The organism is Marinomonas pollencensis, from assembly GCF_003387375.1.
Classification (GTDB): Bacteria; Pseudomonadota; Gammaproteobacteria; order Pseudomonadales; family Marinomonadaceae; genus Marinomonas; species Marinomonas pollencensis.
In genome coordinates this window covers 1-20,253 of record NZ_QUNG01000007.1, presented here as the reverse complement: position 1 = coordinate 20,253, position 20,253 = coordinate 1, and the positions used below count along the sequence as shown (strand labels likewise).

Annotated in this window: 15 protein-coding genes and 1 pseudogene; 11 read left to right on the top strand and 5 right to left on the bottom strand. The window is 43.7% G+C overall.

Features of this window, described 5'->3' with window-relative positions:
- The first annotated feature begins 32 nt into the window (after positions 1 to 32).
- From DFP81_RS11055 to ygfZ, 3 genes are all read left to right on the top strand, one after another.
- Complete coding sequence (locus DFP81_RS11055; protein ID WP_115897851.1) at positions 33 to 3,413, top strand: PAS domain S-box protein; 3,381 nt, start codon at positions 33 to 35, stop codon at positions 3,411 to 3,413.
- Positions 3,410 to 4,417, top strand: coding sequence for a response regulator (locus DFP81_RS11050; protein WP_115897850.1), 1,008 nt, complete (start codon positions 3,410 to 3,412; stop codon positions 4,415 to 4,417). The genes DFP81_RS11055 and DFP81_RS11050 overlap by 4 nt, the downstream gene beginning before the upstream one ends.
- A 141-nt stretch (positions 4,418 to 4,558) precedes the next feature.
- Positions 4,559 to 5,479, top strand: a complete 921-nt coding sequence (gene ygfZ, locus DFP81_RS11045; protein ID WP_115897849.1) for a CAF17-like 4Fe-4S cluster assembly/insertion protein YgfZ — start codon at positions 4,559 to 4,561, stop codon at positions 5,477 to 5,479.
- A gap of 47 nt (positions 5,480 to 5,526) precedes the next feature.
- Here the strand turns inward: ygfZ and ung are convergent, their stop codons facing one another.
- Positions 5,527 to 6,198: a uracil-DNA glycosylase gene (gene ung, locus DFP81_RS11040; protein WP_115897848.1), complete on the bottom strand. Its 672-nt coding sequence runs from the start codon at positions 6,196 to 6,198 to the stop codon at positions 5,527 to 5,529.
- Positions 6,199 to 6,212: 14 nt separating this feature from the next.
- Positions 6,213 to 7,100 carry a phosphotransferase gene (locus tag DFP81_RS11035; protein ID WP_115897847.1) on the bottom strand — a complete coding sequence of 296 codons (888 nt, stop codon included), beginning with the start codon at positions 7,098 to 7,100 and terminating at the stop codon, positions 6,213 to 6,215.
- Positions 7,101 to 7,189: 89 nt separating this feature from the next.
- On the opposite strand from DFP81_RS11035, the gene hexR reads away from it, so the two are divergent.
- From hexR to DFP81_RS18130, 3 genes and pseudogenes are all read left to right on the top strand, one after another.
- Positions 7,190 to 8,056: a transcriptional regulator HexR gene (hexR, locus tag DFP81_RS11030; protein ID WP_115897846.1), complete on the top strand. Its 867-nt coding sequence runs from the start codon at positions 7,190 to 7,192 to the stop codon at positions 8,054 to 8,056.
- A gap of 400 nt (positions 8,057 to 8,456) precedes the next feature.
- The gene (gene putP, locus DFP81_RS11025) at positions 8,457 to 9,956 is read left to right on the top strand and encodes a sodium/proline symporter PutP (RefSeq protein ID WP_115897845.1); all 1,500 of its coding nucleotides are present in this window, start codon (positions 8,457 to 8,459) and stop codon (positions 9,954 to 9,956) included.
- 105 nt (positions 9,957 to 10,061) lie between these two features.
- Positions 10,062 to 10,218, top strand: a pseudogene (locus tag DFP81_RS18130) (IS3 family transposase); the annotation flags it as partial.
- 300 nt (positions 10,219 to 10,518) lie between these two features.
- Here DFP81_RS18130 and edd read toward each other — a convergent pair.
- Positions 10,519 to 12,333: a phosphogluconate dehydratase gene (edd, locus tag DFP81_RS11020; RefSeq protein WP_115897844.1), complete on the bottom strand. Its 1,815-nt coding sequence runs from the start codon at positions 12,331 to 12,333 to the stop codon at positions 10,519 to 10,521.
- A gap of 384 nt (positions 12,334 to 12,717) precedes the next feature.
- Between edd and gap the strand changes: the two genes are divergently transcribed.
- The 5 genes from gap to purK all read left to right on the top strand — a co-directional run bounded on the left by gap (position 12,718) and on the right by purK (position 17,499).
- Entirely contained in the window at positions 12,718 to 13,731 is a 1,014-nt protein-coding gene (gap, locus tag DFP81_RS11015) for a type I glyceraldehyde-3-phosphate dehydrogenase (protein ID WP_115897843.1), read from the top strand.
- Between the two features lie 82 nt (positions 13,732 to 13,813).
- Positions 13,814 to 15,262, top strand: coding sequence for a pyruvate kinase (pyk, locus tag DFP81_RS11010; RefSeq protein WP_115897842.1), 1,449 nt, complete (start codon positions 13,814 to 13,816; stop codon positions 15,260 to 15,262).
- A 6-nt stretch (positions 15,263 to 15,268) separates the two neighbouring features.
- A complete protein-coding gene (locus DFP81_RS11005; RefSeq protein ID WP_115897841.1) occupies positions 15,269 to 15,739 on the top strand; it encodes a methylglyoxal synthase in 471 nt (156 codons plus the stop codon).
- A gap of 203 nt (positions 15,740 to 15,942) precedes the next feature.
- The gene (gene purE / locus DFP81_RS11000) at positions 15,943 to 16,434 is read left to right on the top strand and encodes a 5-(carboxyamino)imidazole ribonucleotide mutase (protein ID WP_115897840.1); all 492 of its coding nucleotides are present in this window, start codon (positions 15,943 to 15,945) and stop codon (positions 16,432 to 16,434) included.
- Positions 16,435 to 17,499 carry a 5-(carboxyamino)imidazole ribonucleotide synthase gene (gene purK, locus DFP81_RS10995; protein WP_115897839.1) on the top strand — a complete coding sequence of 355 codons (1,065 nt, stop codon included), beginning with the start codon at positions 16,435 to 16,437 and terminating at the stop codon, positions 17,497 to 17,499.
- A 97-nt stretch (positions 17,500 to 17,596) separates the two neighbouring features.
- Here the strand turns inward: purK and DFP81_RS10990 are convergent, their stop codons facing one another.
- Together DFP81_RS10990 and DFP81_RS10985 are read right to left on the bottom strand one after the other, a co-directional pair.
- Complete coding sequence (locus DFP81_RS10990; RefSeq protein ID WP_115897838.1) at positions 17,597 to 18,910, bottom strand: MFS transporter; 1,314 nt, start codon at positions 18,908 to 18,910, stop codon at positions 17,597 to 17,599.
- 295 nt (positions 18,911 to 19,205) lie between these two features.
- Positions 19,206 to 19,670, bottom strand: coding sequence for a hypothetical protein (locus DFP81_RS10985; RefSeq protein ID WP_115897837.1), 465 nt, complete (start codon positions 19,668 to 19,670; stop codon positions 19,206 to 19,208).
- Positions 19,671 to 20,253: the final 583 nt, after the last annotated feature.

Here is a 20,253-nt window from a genome sequence, read left to right as displayed (position 1 = left end):
AACCCCTCTAAACCATAGGTAAGAATAGACATATGAATGGACTTGACTCTTTTTTTGTAACACAGGTTATCCCACAAAACCTGCTTATGGTCGGACACTATAATTTAAAGCTGGTGATGATATCCATCATTGTGGCGATTGCGGCTTCTTTTTTTACCCTGCATTTCGCCACTGTTGCTGGCTATATTGCCTCCTCTCGCTACAAAAAAATTGCTTTACTATCTGGCTCTTTCATTATGGCTGGAGGAATTTGGAGCATGCACTTCATTGGCATGCTTGCGTTCCAAATGAATGGCAAAATGGAATACGACTTAGTCCTAACTCTCATTTCTATAATACCCAGCCTTATCGCCTCTTATATAGCGCTTAATATTCTCGCCGATAAGCAGAATTTGACCATTTGGAAACTCGTACTGGGCGGCGCGGCCGTAGGAGCAGGCATAGGGACTATGCACTATATGGGTATGGCAGCCATGGATATGCATGCCACCTTACTCTACGATCCTTTGTGGTTCTTTGCATCACTCGTGATTGCCGTGGTATTGGCTATTATCGCGTTATCCATTCGCCACTACATTACGACAGCTTGGCCTAGGTTAAACCAACAAGTAATCAATGGGGTCAGCGCGATTATTATGGGTGCAGCGATTTCAGGCATGCATTATGCTGGTATGGAAGGCGCTCGCTTTGTTATAACAACCCCCAACCATATGGTAAGCTCGTCGCAAAGCTCACACGACGGGCTTTCTCTGATCATTGGCATCATCACCATCTTGGTTTCTATATTAGCAACGAACATCACCTCTCAAATTCGTTACCGTCAGCTATTTCAAGAAAAAGCAGAAAATGAGCTTCGCCTACAAACCACACTGGACACTGCTATAGATGGGATTATTTCCATCGACGCTAAGGGCACTATCGTTGCTTTTAACAAGTCTGCCGAACGTATTTTTGGCTGGAGTGAAGATGAGGTTATTGGTAGACGTATCTCTATTTTGCTGCCCAAATCAAATAACCTTCATAGTCGTAAAGCGCTGATCAGCTACCTTAAAAACGCCGCAAAACAAAAAGATGGGTCTGATAATGAAATTAGAGCGCTTCACTGTAATGGGCACATTGTTCCTATTCGCTTAGCTATTGGTCGGGTTGAAGTTGCTGGGCAAAAACCTATGTTCGTTGGTTTTGTGACAGACATATCTGCCCGCAAAGAAATGGAAGAAAAGATTAAGAAAAGCGAAGAGCAATATCGCTCGCTGATTAAAAACATCCCTGGGGTGTCTTTTCGGACCTTATTTGCACACGACATCCCTCCTATTTTTATCAGCGATGCTGTAGAAAAACTTATCGGATGGCACGCCGACGATTTCTACCAAGGTAATATATTGGTGGAGCAATGCATTCACCCGGATGAAATAGAGCGGGTCAACCAAGCTATTTCCAACGCCATGAACCAACGTACGTCTTACTCTCTTGAATACCGTCTGAAACATAAAAACGGTGACACTATCTGGGTGTTAGAAAATGGCAGCATCGTCTTTAATGAAGACGATATTCCTGAATGGATCGATGGCGTCATGCTCGATATTACCGAGCGTGTTAAAATGGAAAAAGAGCTGCGACGCTCAAAAGAAGAAGCGGAAGTTGCCGCCGAAAGTAAAGCGGCCTTCCTGGCTAACATGAGCCATGAAATACGCACCCCAATGAATTCCATTATTGGTTTCTCAGAGCTATTACTTGAAATGGGCAATGCCCCCGAACAACAAAAGCACCTAGATACCATTAATCAATCAGCTCGCTCTTTGCTCTACTTACTTAATGATATTTTAGACAGCGCAAAGCTTGAAAAAAATAAATTAGAGTTAGACCTACAGCCATTTATCCTTTCTGAGCTGGTCGACTCATCCATTTCTACTCTATGGCTACAAGCCAAAAACAAAGGCATTTCCTTACAGTTTAATATGGCGGACTCTTTGTCTATTGCCTATTTGGGTGCTGGCGAGCGCATCCGTCAAGTGCTGATCAACTTAATAGGTAACGCCATTAAGTTCACAGAATCTGGCCAGGTGGAACTCAATGTTTACCCAGTGACTTCGCCCTTTATTCGCTTTGAAATAACCGATACAGGCATAGGTATTGAAGCAGACAGACTGGAGAAGATTTTCGACCCATTTACTCAGGCGGATGCTTCAATGAGCCGCCGCTTTGGGGGAACGGGGTTAGGCACTAGTATTTCTAAACAGTTGGTGGCACTAATGGGCGGCACTATTCATGCTAAAAGTACTGTCAATGTAGGTAGCACCTTCTATTTCGACATCCCCCTAAATGAGGTAGAAGCCCCTAAAGCTTCTGATAATAATGCGCTACTGTGTATCCCCCCTCAAGACATCTTGGTGGTAGACGATATACCGCAAAATATTACACTCTTGTCGCACCTGCTTTCTCGTCAAGGACATACGGTGTTTAGCGCACGGGACGGTTTAGAAGCGGTAGAGGCTTATAAGTCGCTACGGCCAAACTTGGTGCTAATGGATTTGCAAATGCCTAAAATGGACGGGGTCACTGCCACACAAGTGATACGAACCTATGAAACCAGTCACAACATACCAAACACGCCAGTCATTGCTTTGACCGCCAGTGTTTTAATGGAAGACCGCCGGGATGCCAAAAAAGCAGGTATGAATGGCTTTGCAACCAAACCCATCGATCGCTTGGCATTAAACAATGAAATGGCTCGTGTCTTAGATATGACCGACCTACCATTGCAATCAGAAGCCAATGAAAGCCAGCTTACCCCACTCAAACGCAAAGAAATCCACTTCGAGAAAGGATTAGACTTGTGGGGCGAGCGTCAGCTCTATCTCAAAGAACTCAATGATTTTTCGATCAAAAATACGGCTATTAGCGACCATTTTATGAGTTTATTAGAGGCCGATAACTACCAAGAACTAAGCAAGTCAGCCCATGCTCTTAAAGGCGTTGCAGCGAACCTAGCTCTGGTCAATTTATCTCAGCAAGCAAGCAGCCTAGAAAATGCCGCGCGCACTCAAGCACAGCAGGATTGCAATGATAATATCATCAAGTTAGAACTCTCTTTTACTCGCTTTTTAGAAGAGCTAGCACGCTTTAGCCATCACGAAGCCGATCAAGAAATAGAAACGCATAGTGACTCTACCCCTCTGGGCCCAACCGCTAGTTTAAATAATATGCGTAACTTAATGAATGAGATCATCACACTCGCTAAAAGTGGCGAGCTGGATGACAATAAAATGACACAATTAATAAACAGTGCGCCTTCGCTATTAAAGCTAGAGGTAACCCAAGCCATTGAATACTTGTTTAATTTTGATTTTGAACAAGGGATAATCGAGCTCGAACGGCTCAAACAATCTCATACAGAAGAGGAAACTCTATGATACTTGGCGCCATTAACTCTCCTAGAATTTTATTGGTTGATGATGAGCCAACCAACCTTAGAGTGTTAAAAAAGGTACTAGAGGACAAATACCGCCTTTCGTTCGCCCGTTCCGGTGAAGATGCGCTAAAAATTGTCGAAAAAGAAAAAGTAGACCTCATCTTGCTGGATGTCATGATGCCAGAAATGACAGGCTTCGAGGTGTGTGAAAGGCTCAAGAAAAACCCGGCTACAGAGCATATCCCTGTGATCTTTGTTACTGCGTTACGCGATACTGTGGATGAGGCAAAAGGCTTTGAAATTGGCGCCGTGGATTATATTACCAAGCCCATCACCCCCACCATTGTGTTCGCTCGAGTAAAAACACACTTATCTTTAATTCAAGCAAACGTTCTTAAAGCCACGCACATTGATTTAATCCAACGCCTAGGACGGGCAGCTGAATACAAAGATAACGAAACCGGCATGCATGTTCAGCGAGTTAGTCACTTTGCTAAGATTATCGCCATGGCTTGTGGTTACAATGAGTTTGTTGCTGATGAATTAATGATGGCAGCACCAATGCATGACCTAGGTAAAATAGGCATCGCTGATAGCATTCTTCTTAAGCCAGGAAAACTGACCGAAGAAGAATATGAAATCATGAAAAACCACACTCATATCGGTGCAGAAATATTATCCAACCCGAAATCACACCTCATTGCCTTAGCCCGCTCAGTCGCTATTAGCCACCATGAAAAATGGGATGGCAGCGGCTACCCATATGGTTTATCTGGCGAAGACATTCCAATTGAAGGTCGTATCGTGGCCCTCGTCGATGTATTTGATGCGCTTACCTCAGAACGACCTTACAAGAGAGCTTGGTCAGTAGAAGAAGCGATCGACTTTATTCAAGGTCAGAGCGGTAAGCATTTTGATCCTTATCTGGTTATGCTGTTGATCCAAGAAATGCCTAAGATTCTGCAGATAAAAGAGCAGTTTTCTGAAGCAATGCCTGCCAATTAGCTGGCCGGCAATTGAAAAACTTAAAATAAACGCCACTTAACCTTGTATAGGGAAGACACAGTCATGCTTTATCGTAATGGCTTCCCACCTTCAAACATACTGTCAATCATGCCGTGTTATTTTCGGCTATAGGCTTTACTGATGAATATTTTATCGAATTTAGCAGCGTCGTTATTGGATCAAGACGTCGTTTCTCATTCCCCTGACCTGGGCATACTGCGAATTCAAGGCAGCGATGCCAAAAAACTACTGCAAGGCCAAACTTCTTGCGACATGACAAAACTGTCTGCTGATCACGCTCTATACGGTGCAATCTGTAGCATTAAAGGACGCATCATCAGCAACTTTTATGCCGTTCAAGTAGAAGAAGATATCTTACTCATTATGAACGAGGCGTTACTTGAAACAACGCTAAACCAGTTAAAAAAGTACGCCGTTTTTTTTAAAGCAGAGCTCAACTTAGCATCGGATGACTATACCGTTCAGACAGAATTTAGCGCTGCGACGAGCACTGAGGTTCCAGACGCTTTAATAGAACAACTGCCAACTGAAACGGAGCAAGGTTCTATTCAGCTTACGATTAGCGAGTTTCCTTCCAAAGCAAGCATTCGCTTACTGCCTAATAGCCAAGCTCAGAGCGAAACGGCAAAGGCGCCAGCTCAGGCAGAACTATTATCTTTGCTCACAGCACGACCATTGATCAATGCTGAGCACAGCGAAGAAGTGTTACCGCAATGGCTCAATATGCAGCGCACAGGAGGCATCAGTTTTACAAAAGGTTGCTACACGGGACAAGAAATCGTTGCCCGCATGCAATACCGTGGCAAATCAAAAAAACAGCTGGCGCTTTTCAGCTGGGAAGGCAATAGTGAGGTAGCTCCTACACTATTGGACAGTGATGGAAAAAACATTGGCAGCCTCTTTAAAAAAGCGTGTTTTAATGGCCTGAATATTGCCCAAATCATCATCAATATAGAACCTACAGATGTGGATCACTTCTTTTTAGGAGACCAAGCCGTGACCTTACTGCCTCTACCTTATCAGTTAGATACATTGAAGTAGGACATGAAAAAGGAGCTCACCAGCTCCTTTTTAAACCGACTCCTCTGTTAAACTGGTGCTAATGCCCAGTTTATGGGCGTTTTACCTTTAGCTTGCAAGTACTCATTCGCTTTTGAAAAATGACGACAGCCCAAAAAACCACGATAAGCAGACAGAGGAGATGGATGCACGCTTTCTAAAACACAATGTTTTTGGCGGTCAATGTAACGGCCTTTTTTCTGGGCATATGCCCCCCATAGTAAAAACACCACACCTTCTTGCTCTTGGTTTATCAATTCAATGATTTTATCCGTAAAAGTTTCCCAGCCCTTTTTTTGATGGGAGCCAGCTTTTCCCACTTCTACTGTTAACACACTGTTGAGCAATAACACCCCTTGTTTTGCCCATTGATTCAAAAAACCATGGGCGGCAGGTAGTATGCCTAAATCACTCTCTAATTCCTTATAGATATTGACTAATGAAGGCGGCACTTTCACCCCAGGTTTCACCGAAAATGATAAACCATGGGCTTGACCTGCTCCGTGGTAAGGGTCTTGCCCTAATATCACTACTTTCACTTGTTCAAAAGGCGTTTCAAGCAACGCATTAAAGCAATCATTTGCCTCAGGATAAATGCATTTTTGCGCCCTCTCACGCACTAGAAATTGCATCAAAGACTGCATATAGTCTTTATCAAATTCATTGGCTAATCTGGTCTGCCAACTCATCGGTAGCTTCATCTTCTTACTCTATATTATGGGTTCTGGGAGAAAAATGGATTCAACCAAGGCGCCGCTTTAAATTCTTGGTAGCGAGCCAGTCCTTGGGGGTCTTCAGGGGTTGTTAAATGCTTCAATAACAGCCAAGTCATTTCACGCAGCGCATAGGCTAAACCGTACTGCAGGATTCGCCACTCACTGTCCGCCAAATCTAATTCAGGATGATAAGCAGCAAGAAGCCTCTGACGCTGAGATGCGGTTAAATTGTGCGACCGAGCCACAACAGCAAGATCAAATAAAGGATCTCCCATGCCGGCATATTCCCAATCGATAAGCCATGCGGCTTCATCGTCCATTAGTATGTTTTTTGGGTTTAGATCATTATGACATAACACCAAGGCATGATTCGGAATCACTCTTTGCAAGACGTCAAACTGAGAATGTAAGTAATCGTATTCTTGGTTTAATTCAGGCTTCGCCAGCAACCGATCGGCAATGCCGGTTAAATAATGTTCGATCAATTTATAAATACAAAATACTCGTTCAACCGCAGGCAGCTGATGCGTTTTCAATAGTAATTCTTTGATGCGTATAATATTTTTATCGCAATGGCTAACCGTCCATGGAAAAGAAGGCGGAGTAACAAAACGACAGGCAAATGCGCCCATCTTATCCTGCCATACTAGTTTAGGAGACAAGCCTGCTTGCGCGGCCATATTCATTACTTGCAACTCGGATTGGCGATCAATACAAAAAGCAGATTCATCCAGACCGGGAATACGCAATACCCATTGGGCTTTTCCCTCCCAGTCCAATCGATAGACATGATTTGAAAAACCTTCTTCCAAAGGAATAGCGGTAATTGTGCTATTTTGGGGTAAAGCCACCACAATTTTGTCTAAATAACCGGATAAATTAACCATTTTTAATCATTTTATTGCCAGAGTTGTAAGTCGCTGTCAGAATGAGCAACATAACTATCCGAGTCAATAGCCAATTTTGAAGCAGATCAATGAATAAACACGAAGACATTATTCGTAAGATACAAGAACGACTAAGCACTTTGAGCAAATCAGAGCGAAAAGTAGCTGAGGCCATTCTTGCCGACCCAAAAACCACCATCCATTCCAGTATTGCTAAATTAGCAGCACGCGCAGAAGTCAGTGAACCCACTGTAAACCGTTTCTGCCGCAGCTTAATTGGAAGTGGCTTCCCTGATTTTAAAGTGTCCTTAGCTCAAAGCTTAGCCACCGGTACGCCTTACGTTAATTTAAACGTAGAACCAGATGATGCTCCAGGAGCGGTAACCAGTAAGATTTTTGAAGCAGCGAAGAACAATCTAACCCGCGCTCAAGAAATGTTACCTGAATCTCTAATCAGCCGAGCGGTTGATGTGCTTGCCCAAGCCCGCCGTATTGAGTTTTATGGTTTAGGCGCATCAGGTCCTGTTGCGAAAGACGCCCACCATAAGTTCTTTCGCTTAAACATGCCGGTTGTCGCTTATACAGATATTTTAGTGCAACGCATGGCTGCAGCCGGAACACATCCGGGCGATGCAGTAGTGATTATTTCTTATACCGGACGAACATTACCGCTCATAGAAACTGCTCGCGTCGCTCGTGAAGCAGGCGCTACCGTAATTGGCATTACTAACCCTGACTCTCCATTAACTGAGCATTGCTCAATTGTACTGCCAATTGAAGAAACAGAAGATACCGACATTTATACGCCAATGAGCTCGCGTATTGTCTACCTAACCTTGATTGATGCTTTAGCCACTGGCGTGCTTTTAAAGCGTGGTCCAGAATTTAACGCACATCTTCGTAAACTAAAATTAAGTGTACAAGATACGCGTCTTCCTAAAGTAGAGAAAAAGTAAACTTACTGATTCGCTCACAAAAGGCACCTTAGGTGCCTTTTGTCTTTTTGACACTTTTTTGACTCACATTTCTTCTTTTTCGCATCAGGTCCGGATTATTTTGTAACTTTACCAGAGTTTTTTGAAAGATAATCCGTCTATACCTACCTAGAATGCACAACCTAGTCATGAACTGTGCTAAAAATGGTCAAAATATAATATAATTGATCATTCGCTTTTTAGTCATATTTCAGCGACTTTAACTATTAAAAATTATAATTATTCAGTGCAAATAGATGCAGTTTTTTCCTGCTAGATACTATTTAGGCCTGCCATCAAACAAATACTTTTCAACAGTATTGAAGCACTCGATGTCAGTGCCATGCATTAAGATGATTCTATCGACGACTAGGGAACTACAATGATTGAGAACACTGGTTATGCGATAAGCTTTACGTTTTTAGCTTATCTTATTGTCATGCTTGGTATTGGGCTTTATGCCTACAAACTTACATCCAACGCAGAAGACTATTTTCTTGGAGGTCGATCACTAGGACCTTGGCCTACTGCTATTTCCGCTGGCGCATCTGATATGAGTGGCTGGTTATTGCTTGGTCTACCTGGTTACGCATTTGCCTCTGGTATGGAATCTATTTGGCTTGGCGGCGGTTTGTTAGTCGGCACCTGGTTAAACTGGTTATTGTGTGCAAAACGTTTGCGTACATACAGTATTAAAGCAGATAACTCGCTAACGATTCCTCACTTCCTAGCAACGCGCTTTCAAGATAAATCCAAACTTATTCAAACCATTTCTGCGGCTTTCATCCTGCTATTTTTCTTGTTTTACACAAGTTCAGGTCTAGTAGCCGGCGGTAAATTGTTTGAAACGGTTTTCCACCTTGATTACACCTACGCCGTTGTCATCGGTACTGTATGTGTGGTTTCTTACACTTTATTCGGTGGTTTCCTAGCGGTTGCATGGACCGACCTAGTACAAGGTTTAATGATGGCTGCCGCTTTAATGATCGTTCCTGTCGTTGCTCTTGATGGCAGCTGGTCAGAATTGTCTACGACACTGGCAGCTAAAAACCCAGAGCTATTAGACATCTGGACTAACGTTAAAGGTGAGCCTCTGTCTGCAATCGGCATTATCTCACTAGTCGCTTGGGGCCTAGGTTACTTCGGTCAACCTCATATTCTAGCGCGCTTTAAAGCCTCTCGCTCTAACAAAGACATCACGTCTGCTCGTCGTATCGCGGTGATTTGGACAATCTTATGTATGGCTGGTGCACTTGCTATTGGCTTGTCTGGTATCGTTTACGTTGATAACCACTTAGGCGGCAACCTAGCAGACCCAGAAAAAATCTTTATGATCATGGTTAACGCGGTCTTCCACCCAGTGGTTGCTGGTATCCTACTTGCTGCTATCCTAGCGGCGATCATGAGTACAGCGGATTCCCAATTATTGGTTTCTTCTTCCGCTTTGGCTGAAGACTTCTACAAGCAGCTGATCAATAAGAATGCATCACAAAAAGAAATCGTTAACGTTGGACGCTTTGCTGTTGTTGCCATCTCTATTGTTGCTTTGATTCTTGCCCTAAACCCGAACAGCTCGGTACTTGGCTTAGTATCTTACGCATGGGCTGGTTTCGGCGCAGCATTTGGCCCAGCCATCCTGTTGAGCCTGTTCTGGCGTAACATGAACCGCAATGGCGCCCTTGCTGGTATCATTGTGGGTGGCGTAACTATCGTTGTTTGGAAACAGCTTCACGGTGGCATTTTCGATCTATACGAAATTGTACCTGGCTTCATCTTCTCAACTATTGCTATCGTTATCTTTAGCCTGATTAGCGGAGCTCCAGAGAAAGCAGTGACTGATAAGTTCGATGAATACACAGAAGCATTGGACACTCTAGACTAAGTACGACACTTCTGATTCATAATAAAGCCCAGCTCATATTTTGAGCTGGGCTTTTTTATGCCTTCTATTCCGTCCTGAAATAGGCTTACACCTAGAAGACCTATTATGGAGACATCAAGTAATACCAAGCAGTTGCACACTCAAGGTGATCACACAATGGGCTTTAAATTGCAGATAATGATGGCCGTAGAAAAAAGCAACATGCCTTATAAGCAAGCTGAGAAAAACCTATGGAATTCATGGCCGATCAAGAGTGCTGACTTGACGTCGAAAACACGACAACATGGATTAGTCTACCAAACCTAAGCTACCAAAACAGCTTGATTTGCATTGTGTACTGCTAACCTACTACAAACCTTCTATCGCCCTTCAAGCCTTGGCGTTGGTCAGCAACGCACTACCTTAAGAGCGCCTACTCTTGGTCTGATTCGGACTCTCTTCCCCCAATCATGGTGAGACAGATTTCTTTCAACCTGACGGGGTGGCAAACAAAAAAAGGGCTTGCAAAGCAAGCCCTAAACACCATTACTAACAAACGTTAGTAGTCAGAGGAAACTATTAATTAGTCATTAAACAAGCTACAAGCACCTTGTTCAGCACCGCTCACTAGAGCCCGCTGAGCGCTAAATAGCTCTCGCCCCATACCTTGGTAAGAAGCAGTTAAATCTTGTTGAGCGGCACTACGGGATGCCAACTCCTCATCAGAAACGAGCACTGAGATCGTCCCTTCTACGGCATCAAGACGAATCAAATCACCCTCTTGGATTTTAGCAATCAAGCCACCAGCAACAGCTTCAGGTGTTAAGTGAATCGCGGCAGGCACCTTGCCAGATGCGCCAGACATACGGCCATCTGTTACAAGCGCCACTTTGTAGCCTTTGTCTTGTAGATTAACCAAATAAGGTGTGAGCTTATGCAACTCAGGCATGCCTATCGCTTTTGGCCCTTGAAAGCGAACCACAGCAATGCAATCCCGCTCTAATTCACCCTTAGAAATCGCATCGGCCAAATCATTTTGGCTATGAAATATCACTGCAGGCGCTTCGACTATGCGGTTTTCTTCAGCTACCGCAGAGACTTTGATGACAGCACGGCCTAAATTACCTTTTAGTAGAGATAAGCCACCTTCTTTACTGAAGGGGTTTTCAATTGGACGAACCACATCAAGGTCCAAACTGCTCTCTGTACCATCGCGCCAGACGACTTTATCACCGTCCAAGAAAGGCTCTTTGGTATAATGTGTTAGCCCTTTTCCTACAATCGTCATTACATCTTCATGCAATAACCCACCTTTTAATAACTGCTTAACCAAATAAGCCATGCCACCAGCCGCATGGAAGTGGTTAATATCCGCTTGGCCATTTGGATAAATGCGTGTAAGCAATGGAACGACTTTAGACAAAGCCGCAAAGTCATCCCAAGTAATAATAATGCCCGCCGCACGAGCAAACGCGACAATATGCATCGTATGGTTAGTAGAACCACCTGTGGCTAATAAACCAACGATGGCATTAACAATGCTGCGTTCATCAACGATTTCATACAAAGGACGGAAATCACGCCCCAAGGAAGTAATCTTGGTTGCCAATTGTGCGGTATGTTTTGTTAGCGCACCACGCAACTCATCATTGGGGTTCACAAATGATGATCCAGGCAATTGCAGTCCCATCATTTCAACCAGCAATTGATTCGAGTTCGCGGTACCGTAAAAAGTACAAGTACCAGCACTGTGATAAGACGCAGATTCCGCTTCTAGCAATTCTTCACGGTTTGCTTGGCCTTGTGCATAACGCTGACGCACTGCTGATTTTTCTGCATTAGAAATACCAGAATGCATTGGCCCTGCTGGCACAAACAAGGCAGGCAAATGACCAAAACGCAATGCAGCAATCAACAAGCCAGGAACAATCTTGTCACAGATACCTAAATACAAAGCGGCATCAAACATATTATGGGACAAGGCAATCGCAGCCCCTTGGGCTATATTGTCGCGACTAAAGAGACTCAACTCCATGCCATCTTGACCCTGAGTTACTCCATCACACATGGCTGGTACACCACCGGCAAATTGCGCAACACTACCCATTTCAGCCACGGCTTGACGAATTTGGTCAGGGTAATTTTCATATGGTTGATGGGCAGAAAGCATATCGTTATAGGAAGAGATGATACCAATGTTCGCTTCTTCCATTAATGTCAGCTTCTGCTTGTCAGTCGGCTGACAGGCTGCAAATCCATGAGCTAAGTTGCCGCAAGATAAGCTCCCACGATGTGGCCCTTGCTCTTGTGCTTTTTTCATATCGGATAAGTATTGAGCTCGTAAAGACTGGCTACGCTCAATGATGGCTTCAGTTACTTTCGTAACGATAGGATTCATACTTTGCTCCGTTTCTGTCGCAGTCACTGCCCGACTGACGTGAAATCATTTTTTGTAATATTACTACATTTTTAAAAAAAATCATCCAGAAAAACCATAAAAATACGATCAAAGATAAAATAATGTAATTAATTTACAAAATAGTCGCCAAAAACCTCTTTTTTCCTTTAAAATATCATCCAGCAGTAACATATTTTATTGTATGATGTTAAAAACATACTACGAACGCATACTTTTTAATCAAAAACAGCTATTTCAACCGCTATCCTTGCTTGAAAATTACGTTATGTAGTATTTTTACGTCAAAGAATACATTTATCCATTTGCCTTCCTCCTATAGATGAGCAAGAGCAAGATGGGGTTTCACGATATTTAGAGGTGAGTATGACTATTAAAGTAGCAATCAACGGATACGGACGTATTGGACGCAACACTCTTAGAGCCCTATACGAATCGGGCAAACGCGACCAAATTCAGGTGGTTGCTATTAATGATCTTGGTGATTCAAAAACCAATGCTCACCTAACTAAATATGACACAGTTCATGGCCGTTTCAATGGCGAAGTCACTTTTGACAACGATGCTTTGTATGTCAATTCGGACAAAATCCGCACTTTCTCTGAACGTAACCCTGCGGACCTTCCTTGGGCAGAGTTAGGTGTAGACGTTGTCTACGAATGTACTGGTTTCTTCACAACAAAAGAAAAAGCCAGCGCACACATCTCTGCTGGTGCAAAAAAAGTTATCATTTCTGCACCAGGTAAAGAAGTAGACGCGACCGTTGTTTACGGCGTAAACCAAGACGTTTTAACGGCTGACATGACGGTTATCTCTAATGCTTCTTGTACTACTAACTGCTTAGCACCAATTGCGAAACCACTTAGTGATAAATTGGGTATTGAAAGCGGCTTAATGACAACCATCCACGCTTACACAAATGATCAACGCCTATCAGACGTATATCATGATGATCTATACCGTGCTCGCGCAGCGGCAATGAACATGATTCCGAGTAAAACCGGTGCAGCAGCAGCGGTTGGCCTAGTGGTTCCTGAGCTAGTGGGTAAATTTGACGGCATGGCGGTTCGCGTTCCTACTATCAACGTTTCTCTGGTGGACTTAACCTTTTTGGCGCCACGCGAAACCACAGTAGAAGAAGTAAACCAAATTATTGAAGATGCGGTAAAAGCAGACCCTGTTTTAGCGCAAGTGCTGCATGTAAACCATGAGCCTTTAGTGTCTAGCGACTTTAACCATAACGATTACACTTCTAACTTTGATGCGACACAAACCCGCGTTCAAGGTAAGTTGGTAAAAGTCATGGCATGGTATGACAACGAATGGGGCTTTTCTAATCGCATGTTAGACAATACTATCGCATTAATGAGCGCTAAATAATCATTATTAACAAAGGCTGCTGACGCGGCCTTTGTCCTATCTTATACTCCATCACACGCTTTTTAATGTTTGGTACTCTATCATGACTCGTAGAACAAAAATTGTTGCAACACTTGGTCCTGCTTCCAGCTCTCCAGAAATGATCGAGAAATTGATCCTAGCTGGTGCCAATGTTTTCCGTCTTAATTTTTCCCACGGCCAACCAGAAGATCATATTGATCGTGCGAATGTGGTTCGTGCAATGGCGGAGAAAAATGGCCGTCATGTGGCTATTCTTGGTGACTTACAGGGGCCTAAAATTCGTATCGCTCGCTTTAAAGATACGAAAATAGAATTAGCAGACGGTGCAACCTTCATTTTAGATGTGGGCTTTGATAAGAACAGTGGCGATGAAACTCGTGTAGGAATTGACTACCCACAGCTAGCAAAAGACTCTCAGCCAGGTAATATTTTATTACTAGACGATGGTCGCGTAGTTCTTGAAGTCCTTGAAGTAAAAGGCTTAGAAGTTATTACCAAAGTCATCGTTGGTGGTGCACTTTCTAATAACAAAGGGATCAACCGCCAAGGTGGCGGCTTATCTGCTGCAGCGTTGACGGAAAAAGATAAAGAAGACATCAAAACAGCCGCGGCATTAAAAGCAGATTATCTTGCTGTTTCTTTCCCACGTAGCGCCGCTGATCTTCACGAAGCACGCGCTCTGGCTGAAGCAGCGGGTCTTAAAGCTGGCATCGTTTCTAAAGTAGAACGCGCTGAAGCCGTTGCTGATAACGAAACGCTAGACTCCATTATTCTTGCTTCAGACGCAGTAATGGTCGCTCGTGGTGACCTTGGTGTAGAAATCGGTGATGCCGAGCTTATCGGCGTACAAAAACACATGATCAAACGCTGCCGTCAATTGAACCGCCCTGTTATCACGGCGACACAAATGATGGAAACCATGATTACTAGTGCTATGCCAACCCGCGCAGAAGTATTCGATGTTGCAAACGCAGTACTCGATGGGACCGATGCCGTCATGTTGTCTGCGGAAACGGCTGCTGGCGCATACCCAGAAGAAGTGATTCAAACCATGAATCGCGTTTGTTTGGGCGCAGAAAAACAGCCCGCTATCAATCGTTCTAAGCACCGTATCGACGTTACTTTTACTAACATTGATGAAACGATTGCTATGTCTGCCATGTACGCAGCCAATCACCTTGAAGGCGTAAAAGCGATCATCAGTTTAACTGAGTCTGGCACTACTCCATTGCTAATGTCTCGCATTAGTTCTGGCTTGCCTATTTATGCGCTATCGCCAAATCAAGCGACACTAAATAAAGTCAACCTATACCGCGGTGTTACCCCAGTGGCATTCTCTTCAAAAGAGTTCAACATTGAAACCATAGTAAAAGGTCTTGTTGATCACGTTAAATCATTGGGATTAATCAGTGATGGCGACTTGGTTATCGTGACAAAAGGTGACCACCTAGTCAGCCACGGCACTACTAACATGATGAAAATTGTGAAAGTGGGCGAAACAGAGGAATAATCTACTGTGACGAGCAAAGTCTTGCTGAAAAAAACCATCACCACGCCAGTACGTAAAAACGTTGCTTTGGTGGCCCATGATAACATGAAGCCAGAGCTGATTGAGTGGGCGGAAAAGCACAAAGAAAAGCTGATTAAGCACAACTTAATGGCCACTGGGACCACTGGGAATTTAATGCAAAAGCAATTAAAAGTACCAGTGCAACCCCTTATCAGCGGCCCACTTGGTGGTGATCAGCAACTGGGCGGCATGATTGCAGAAGGTAAAGTTGATGTCCTGATCTTTTTCTGGGACCCCTTTGAGCCGATGCCACATGACCCAGATATAAAAGCGTTACTGCGCGTTGCTGCGGTCTGGAATATCCCGATCGCCTGCAGCGTATCATCGGCCAATTTCTTGATTTCTTCTCCGCTGTTCGACAGCGAATTTGAGCGCAGAATACCCGATTATGATCAATACCTAAAAGAGCGACTTTAAGTCGCTCTTTTTTTACCTCACTGTTCGCTTGTTATCGCCTGCTTCTACTCGCTGTTTCCCTCAAAATCGGCTATATTATCGGCCAATTAATATCGCTTTATTTATGTGTTAGGCCACCTAATAACAAGCGACTCTATTTAATCTATCAACGTCGCTCTGCCCCTCAGCACACCACGTTGAAAATCACTATCAGGAGAATTGTTTTGCAAGCAAAAGTTGCCCTTATTATGGGATCTAAAAGTGACTGGGCTACTATGGAAAGTGCCGCTGAAATCATGGACATACTTGGCGTGAACTATCACGTTGAAGTGGTTTCTGCCCACCGCACACCAGTCAAGCTAACTGAGTTTGCTGAACAAGCTGCTGAAAAAGGCTTTCAAGTCATTATTGGTGGCGCTGGCGGTGCAGCTCACTTACCAGGCATGGTTGCTGCGCACACTCGCCTACCAGTGCTGGGTGTGCCAGTACAGAGCAAAGCTTTAAACGGCATGGACAGTTTATTGTCGATCGCTCAAATGCCTAAAGGCGTTGCGGTTGGCACCTTAGCCATAGGCACAGCAGGAGCCTTTAATGCGGGTCTATTGGCTTGTCAAATTCTGGCGAACTCGGACCCAGAGCTGGCAAAAAAGATTGATGCGTTTCGTACTCAACAAACTGAAACTGTTCTTGCTAACCCAGATCCTCGTGAGGCCTAAATGTCAACTTTATGGGTATTAGGTGCCGGTCAGCTTGGCGCCATGTTAAAACAAGCGGGCACTCCGCTGGGGCTAGACGTTCGTCCTGTCGACATTGAGTCAAATGACGAACTTCCATTGCAGGCGGATGATATTGTCACTGCTGAGCGAGAAGAGTGGCCCACCACTGTCGCCACAGAGCAACTTGCAACGCACAACAACTTTGTTAACTTGGCAACCTTTCCGCAATTGGCAGACCGCCTGACGCAAAAACAATGGCTAGACCGCCTTGACCTTGCAACAGCGCCTTGGTTTCCAGTTGAACAGGATTCAACTGCTGATTACGCCTATCAAACCTTAGGTGAGCGTGTACTCATGAAACGCCGTCGTGGCGGCTATGATGGCAAAGGCCAATATTGGCTTAAGCAAGCGGAGAAGTCTGAGATCCCAGAAGATTGGAAAGGCCAAGCTATTGCTGAACAAGCGATTAATTTTGATGAAGAAGTATCCTTGGTCGGGGTTCGCGGTAAAGACGGTAAGAAGTACTTTTACCCATTGACACTTAACCTTCATATCAATGGCATTCTGTATGCTTCTATTTCACCATTGAAGCGCCTTGATCAGTATCAAAGTACCGCAGAAACGATGCTCGGCAAACTGATGGACGCCTTAGATTACGTCGGTGTGATGGCTATGGAATGCTTCCGCGTAGGGGATGAACTGCTTATCAACGAACTGGCGCCTCGTGTGCATAACAGTGGCCATTGGACACAAGCAGGAAGCAATGTCTGCCAATTCGAAAACCATGTCCGCGCGGTATCTGGCTTGCCTCTTGTCGAAGCAGAGATAAAAAATCAAAGCATGATGGTCAATCTTATTGGTGTGAATCTAGACTACCAGTGGCTGAACATTAAAAGCTTAGAATTATATTGGTACAAAAAAGAAGTCAGACCAGGACGCAAAGTTGGTCACCTAAACTTCTGCAGTGGAAACCCTACTGTACTGGTTAATGCACTAGACTCCCTTGCTTTGCCAGAACCTTATCCTCAAGCAATTAGCTGGTTAAAAGAAAACTTACCAGGTTAAGTGCTACGAAAAGATATTTTCTTCAAAAAAACGCAGTTAGCCATACCTTAAAGATGGCTCTGCGGTTTTTTTATGCCTAGCGTTTCAGCTAAACCCATCAAGCTTCTGGTAAACGCATCGCCATCAGTACGCCAACAATGGCCATCACAGAAAATGTGACAATCAAACCTTCTATGGAAATCACTTGCGTCAGCGTGCCTATCAAACTCATTAGTAACAGCATGACACCAATCACAGTATTACTCACTGCCACATAACTCGTACGTTTGTTGCCATCAGCTAAATCCACCAAATACGTTTTGCGCCCTACACGTACGCCCTGATGGGCAATGGTGAGTAAGAAGTACAAAACAGGTAATAATAAAACATGATGAAATAGGGTCGGTTGAAAATAGGAAACTGCAAACAAAACAAAGCCAACCACTGAACTTAATAAACAAGCCAGCATCATTACTTTTTTACTCGAGCGATCCGAAAATCGTCCCCAAAAAGGAGCAGAGACAAGTGAAGCAAGCCCACTAGCAAACAAAAACATCGCCAATACCCAGACATCGTTGCCTAATTTTTGCTGCGCCAACACCACATAAAACGGCGCACTCAAAGCAGTACAAAGAAACAAAGATCGCGTAATCACAAACAAACGAAACGCTCGGTCTGTTTTCAACAAGCTTAACTGCTTTAGGGCCTCCATCAAGCCATTACGACCGCCATCAACTTCACCCGAAAATTCAACCACTCGCGAATAGACTACTGCACCGATTAACCATACCATGGCCGCGGCTACTAAACAGGAGCCGTATATCACAGGACTGGCTTCAAATTCAGTGAAAACACTGAGCATCATTACCACGGCGATACCCACCGTAACCAAACCTGCTACGCTTGCAGACCAACCAGTCACCTGCCCACGTTGACGTTTCGGCACAGTTTTTCCCAATACATCTTTTGATGCAACAGAACTCAAGCCTCGCGCCAAACTGAAAACGACCAAGCACAGCATGATTAACCAACCCGCCAACGTACCTGTAAATGTCAGAGCCACAAGCCCCACAGCGACGATGCTCAACGATTGAATCACACTGCCAACAACCCATACCCATTTTCGAATGGGTAACTTACGAATTACACTCGCGATCGCCAACTGCGGCAACAAAGATCCAGATTCACGAATCGGAACCAACCAGCCGACTAAATACGCTGGAGCACCAACGCTTTGAAGAATCCACGGCAGAGTGACTTTTGGATTAATGATGGCGTCACCTAAATTGGTAAAAAACTGAGCGATAATCAGCTTAATAAAATTACCTGGAACTTCTTTACAAGCCGACTCATCAATTCGCTCACAGGCTCGAGCATCTTCTTCATTGGCAATTTTTTCATAGACAGACCCAAGAAGACCTTTATCCGACATACACACTCCACAGTAAGAAATTCGTTCAATTCATTTGAAACCCGTCAAAGAAATTTTACCACCCCTGATAAAATATTGCGGCGTCATGCATATAATAGAAATAAGGTATCCTTATCTAGAGGTAGAAAACGATATTAATTTTCAGCTCAACGGGGGGATAATACGAACTCTCATCCATGAGAAGTAAAACTTAGCACGAGAAGCATAGATCAATGCAAAACGGTAAACGACAAACCTAATTAGCTATGAGCCGCTTTAACGGATTAATTTTTAACAGCAACTGAAACAAAAACATTTAAGGCTGATAGGGTAATGAAGATTGATGAAGAATAATCCGAACTTTACCATCATCACACTCTCTAAAAACAAAGCTTTTATTCACAAAAATATGACTATCATCACTGCCTATAAAGTGTACATTACATTGCACAATGGCTAAGTCATTATGCAGAATCAAATCTTCCTTACTGTACCAGACCTTAACCCAAGGCTTGAGCTTAAAGCCTTTATCATTAGGAAACTCGCTATTGCCCCCGACAAAATAAGACAGAGCACCCTCTTTTGTTGGACGAAAAGTCTGTTCACCAAATGTTTGCGTAGGCTTAAACAATACATGGCCATTATCGTAATCATAATTATCCGACAGCACCTGTAAAGAAACTGCTTGAGCATCACCCCCTTCAGCGTACACTTTTCCAACTTTTACTACATTGTCACACCAAGTTTGCAGCGCCGTATACGCCATTTCTTTAGTAAACATAAAGCACATACCCCTTCATTAAGGACATCGTTTAATCGGCTTATCACGTTAACATTAAGCTTACCAAAGCCATATCAACTTAGTATTAAAAACTAAGTCATTTAAGAATGTTATGTTACAAAATAACTTTCAAATGAAATAAAACATAAACTTTTTAACCCGCGGTAAACGACAAATACAGTAACCACAACTCACCGGCCTCAACGAAGACTAAGCTGCTTAGACTGCAATCAATATACTTGCTTAAAGCTTTAACGATTCCCCCAGTAATCAAAAATAATTCAGACAGGCATCTCAATAATTAAACAGAATAATTAAGACAGGCATTAAACTAGTATAAATGCACAGAATTAAAAACTTTTTCTATAAAAGTCAGACATTCTCAGGATACTAAGCAGGAAATTAAAACGAAATATGGGCGTTTTAAAGCGTAATGTGAGCCGTCTGTGGTTCTGGCTCCTCTAAAAGTAGTTTTTACACATGAGAATACCTCAGCTTAAGGCCGATAGATGACATTCAGATTGCTATTGGATTCAACCGAGCCGCTGATTATGCTTGCTGTACCGCTTTCGTTGGTGAGCGT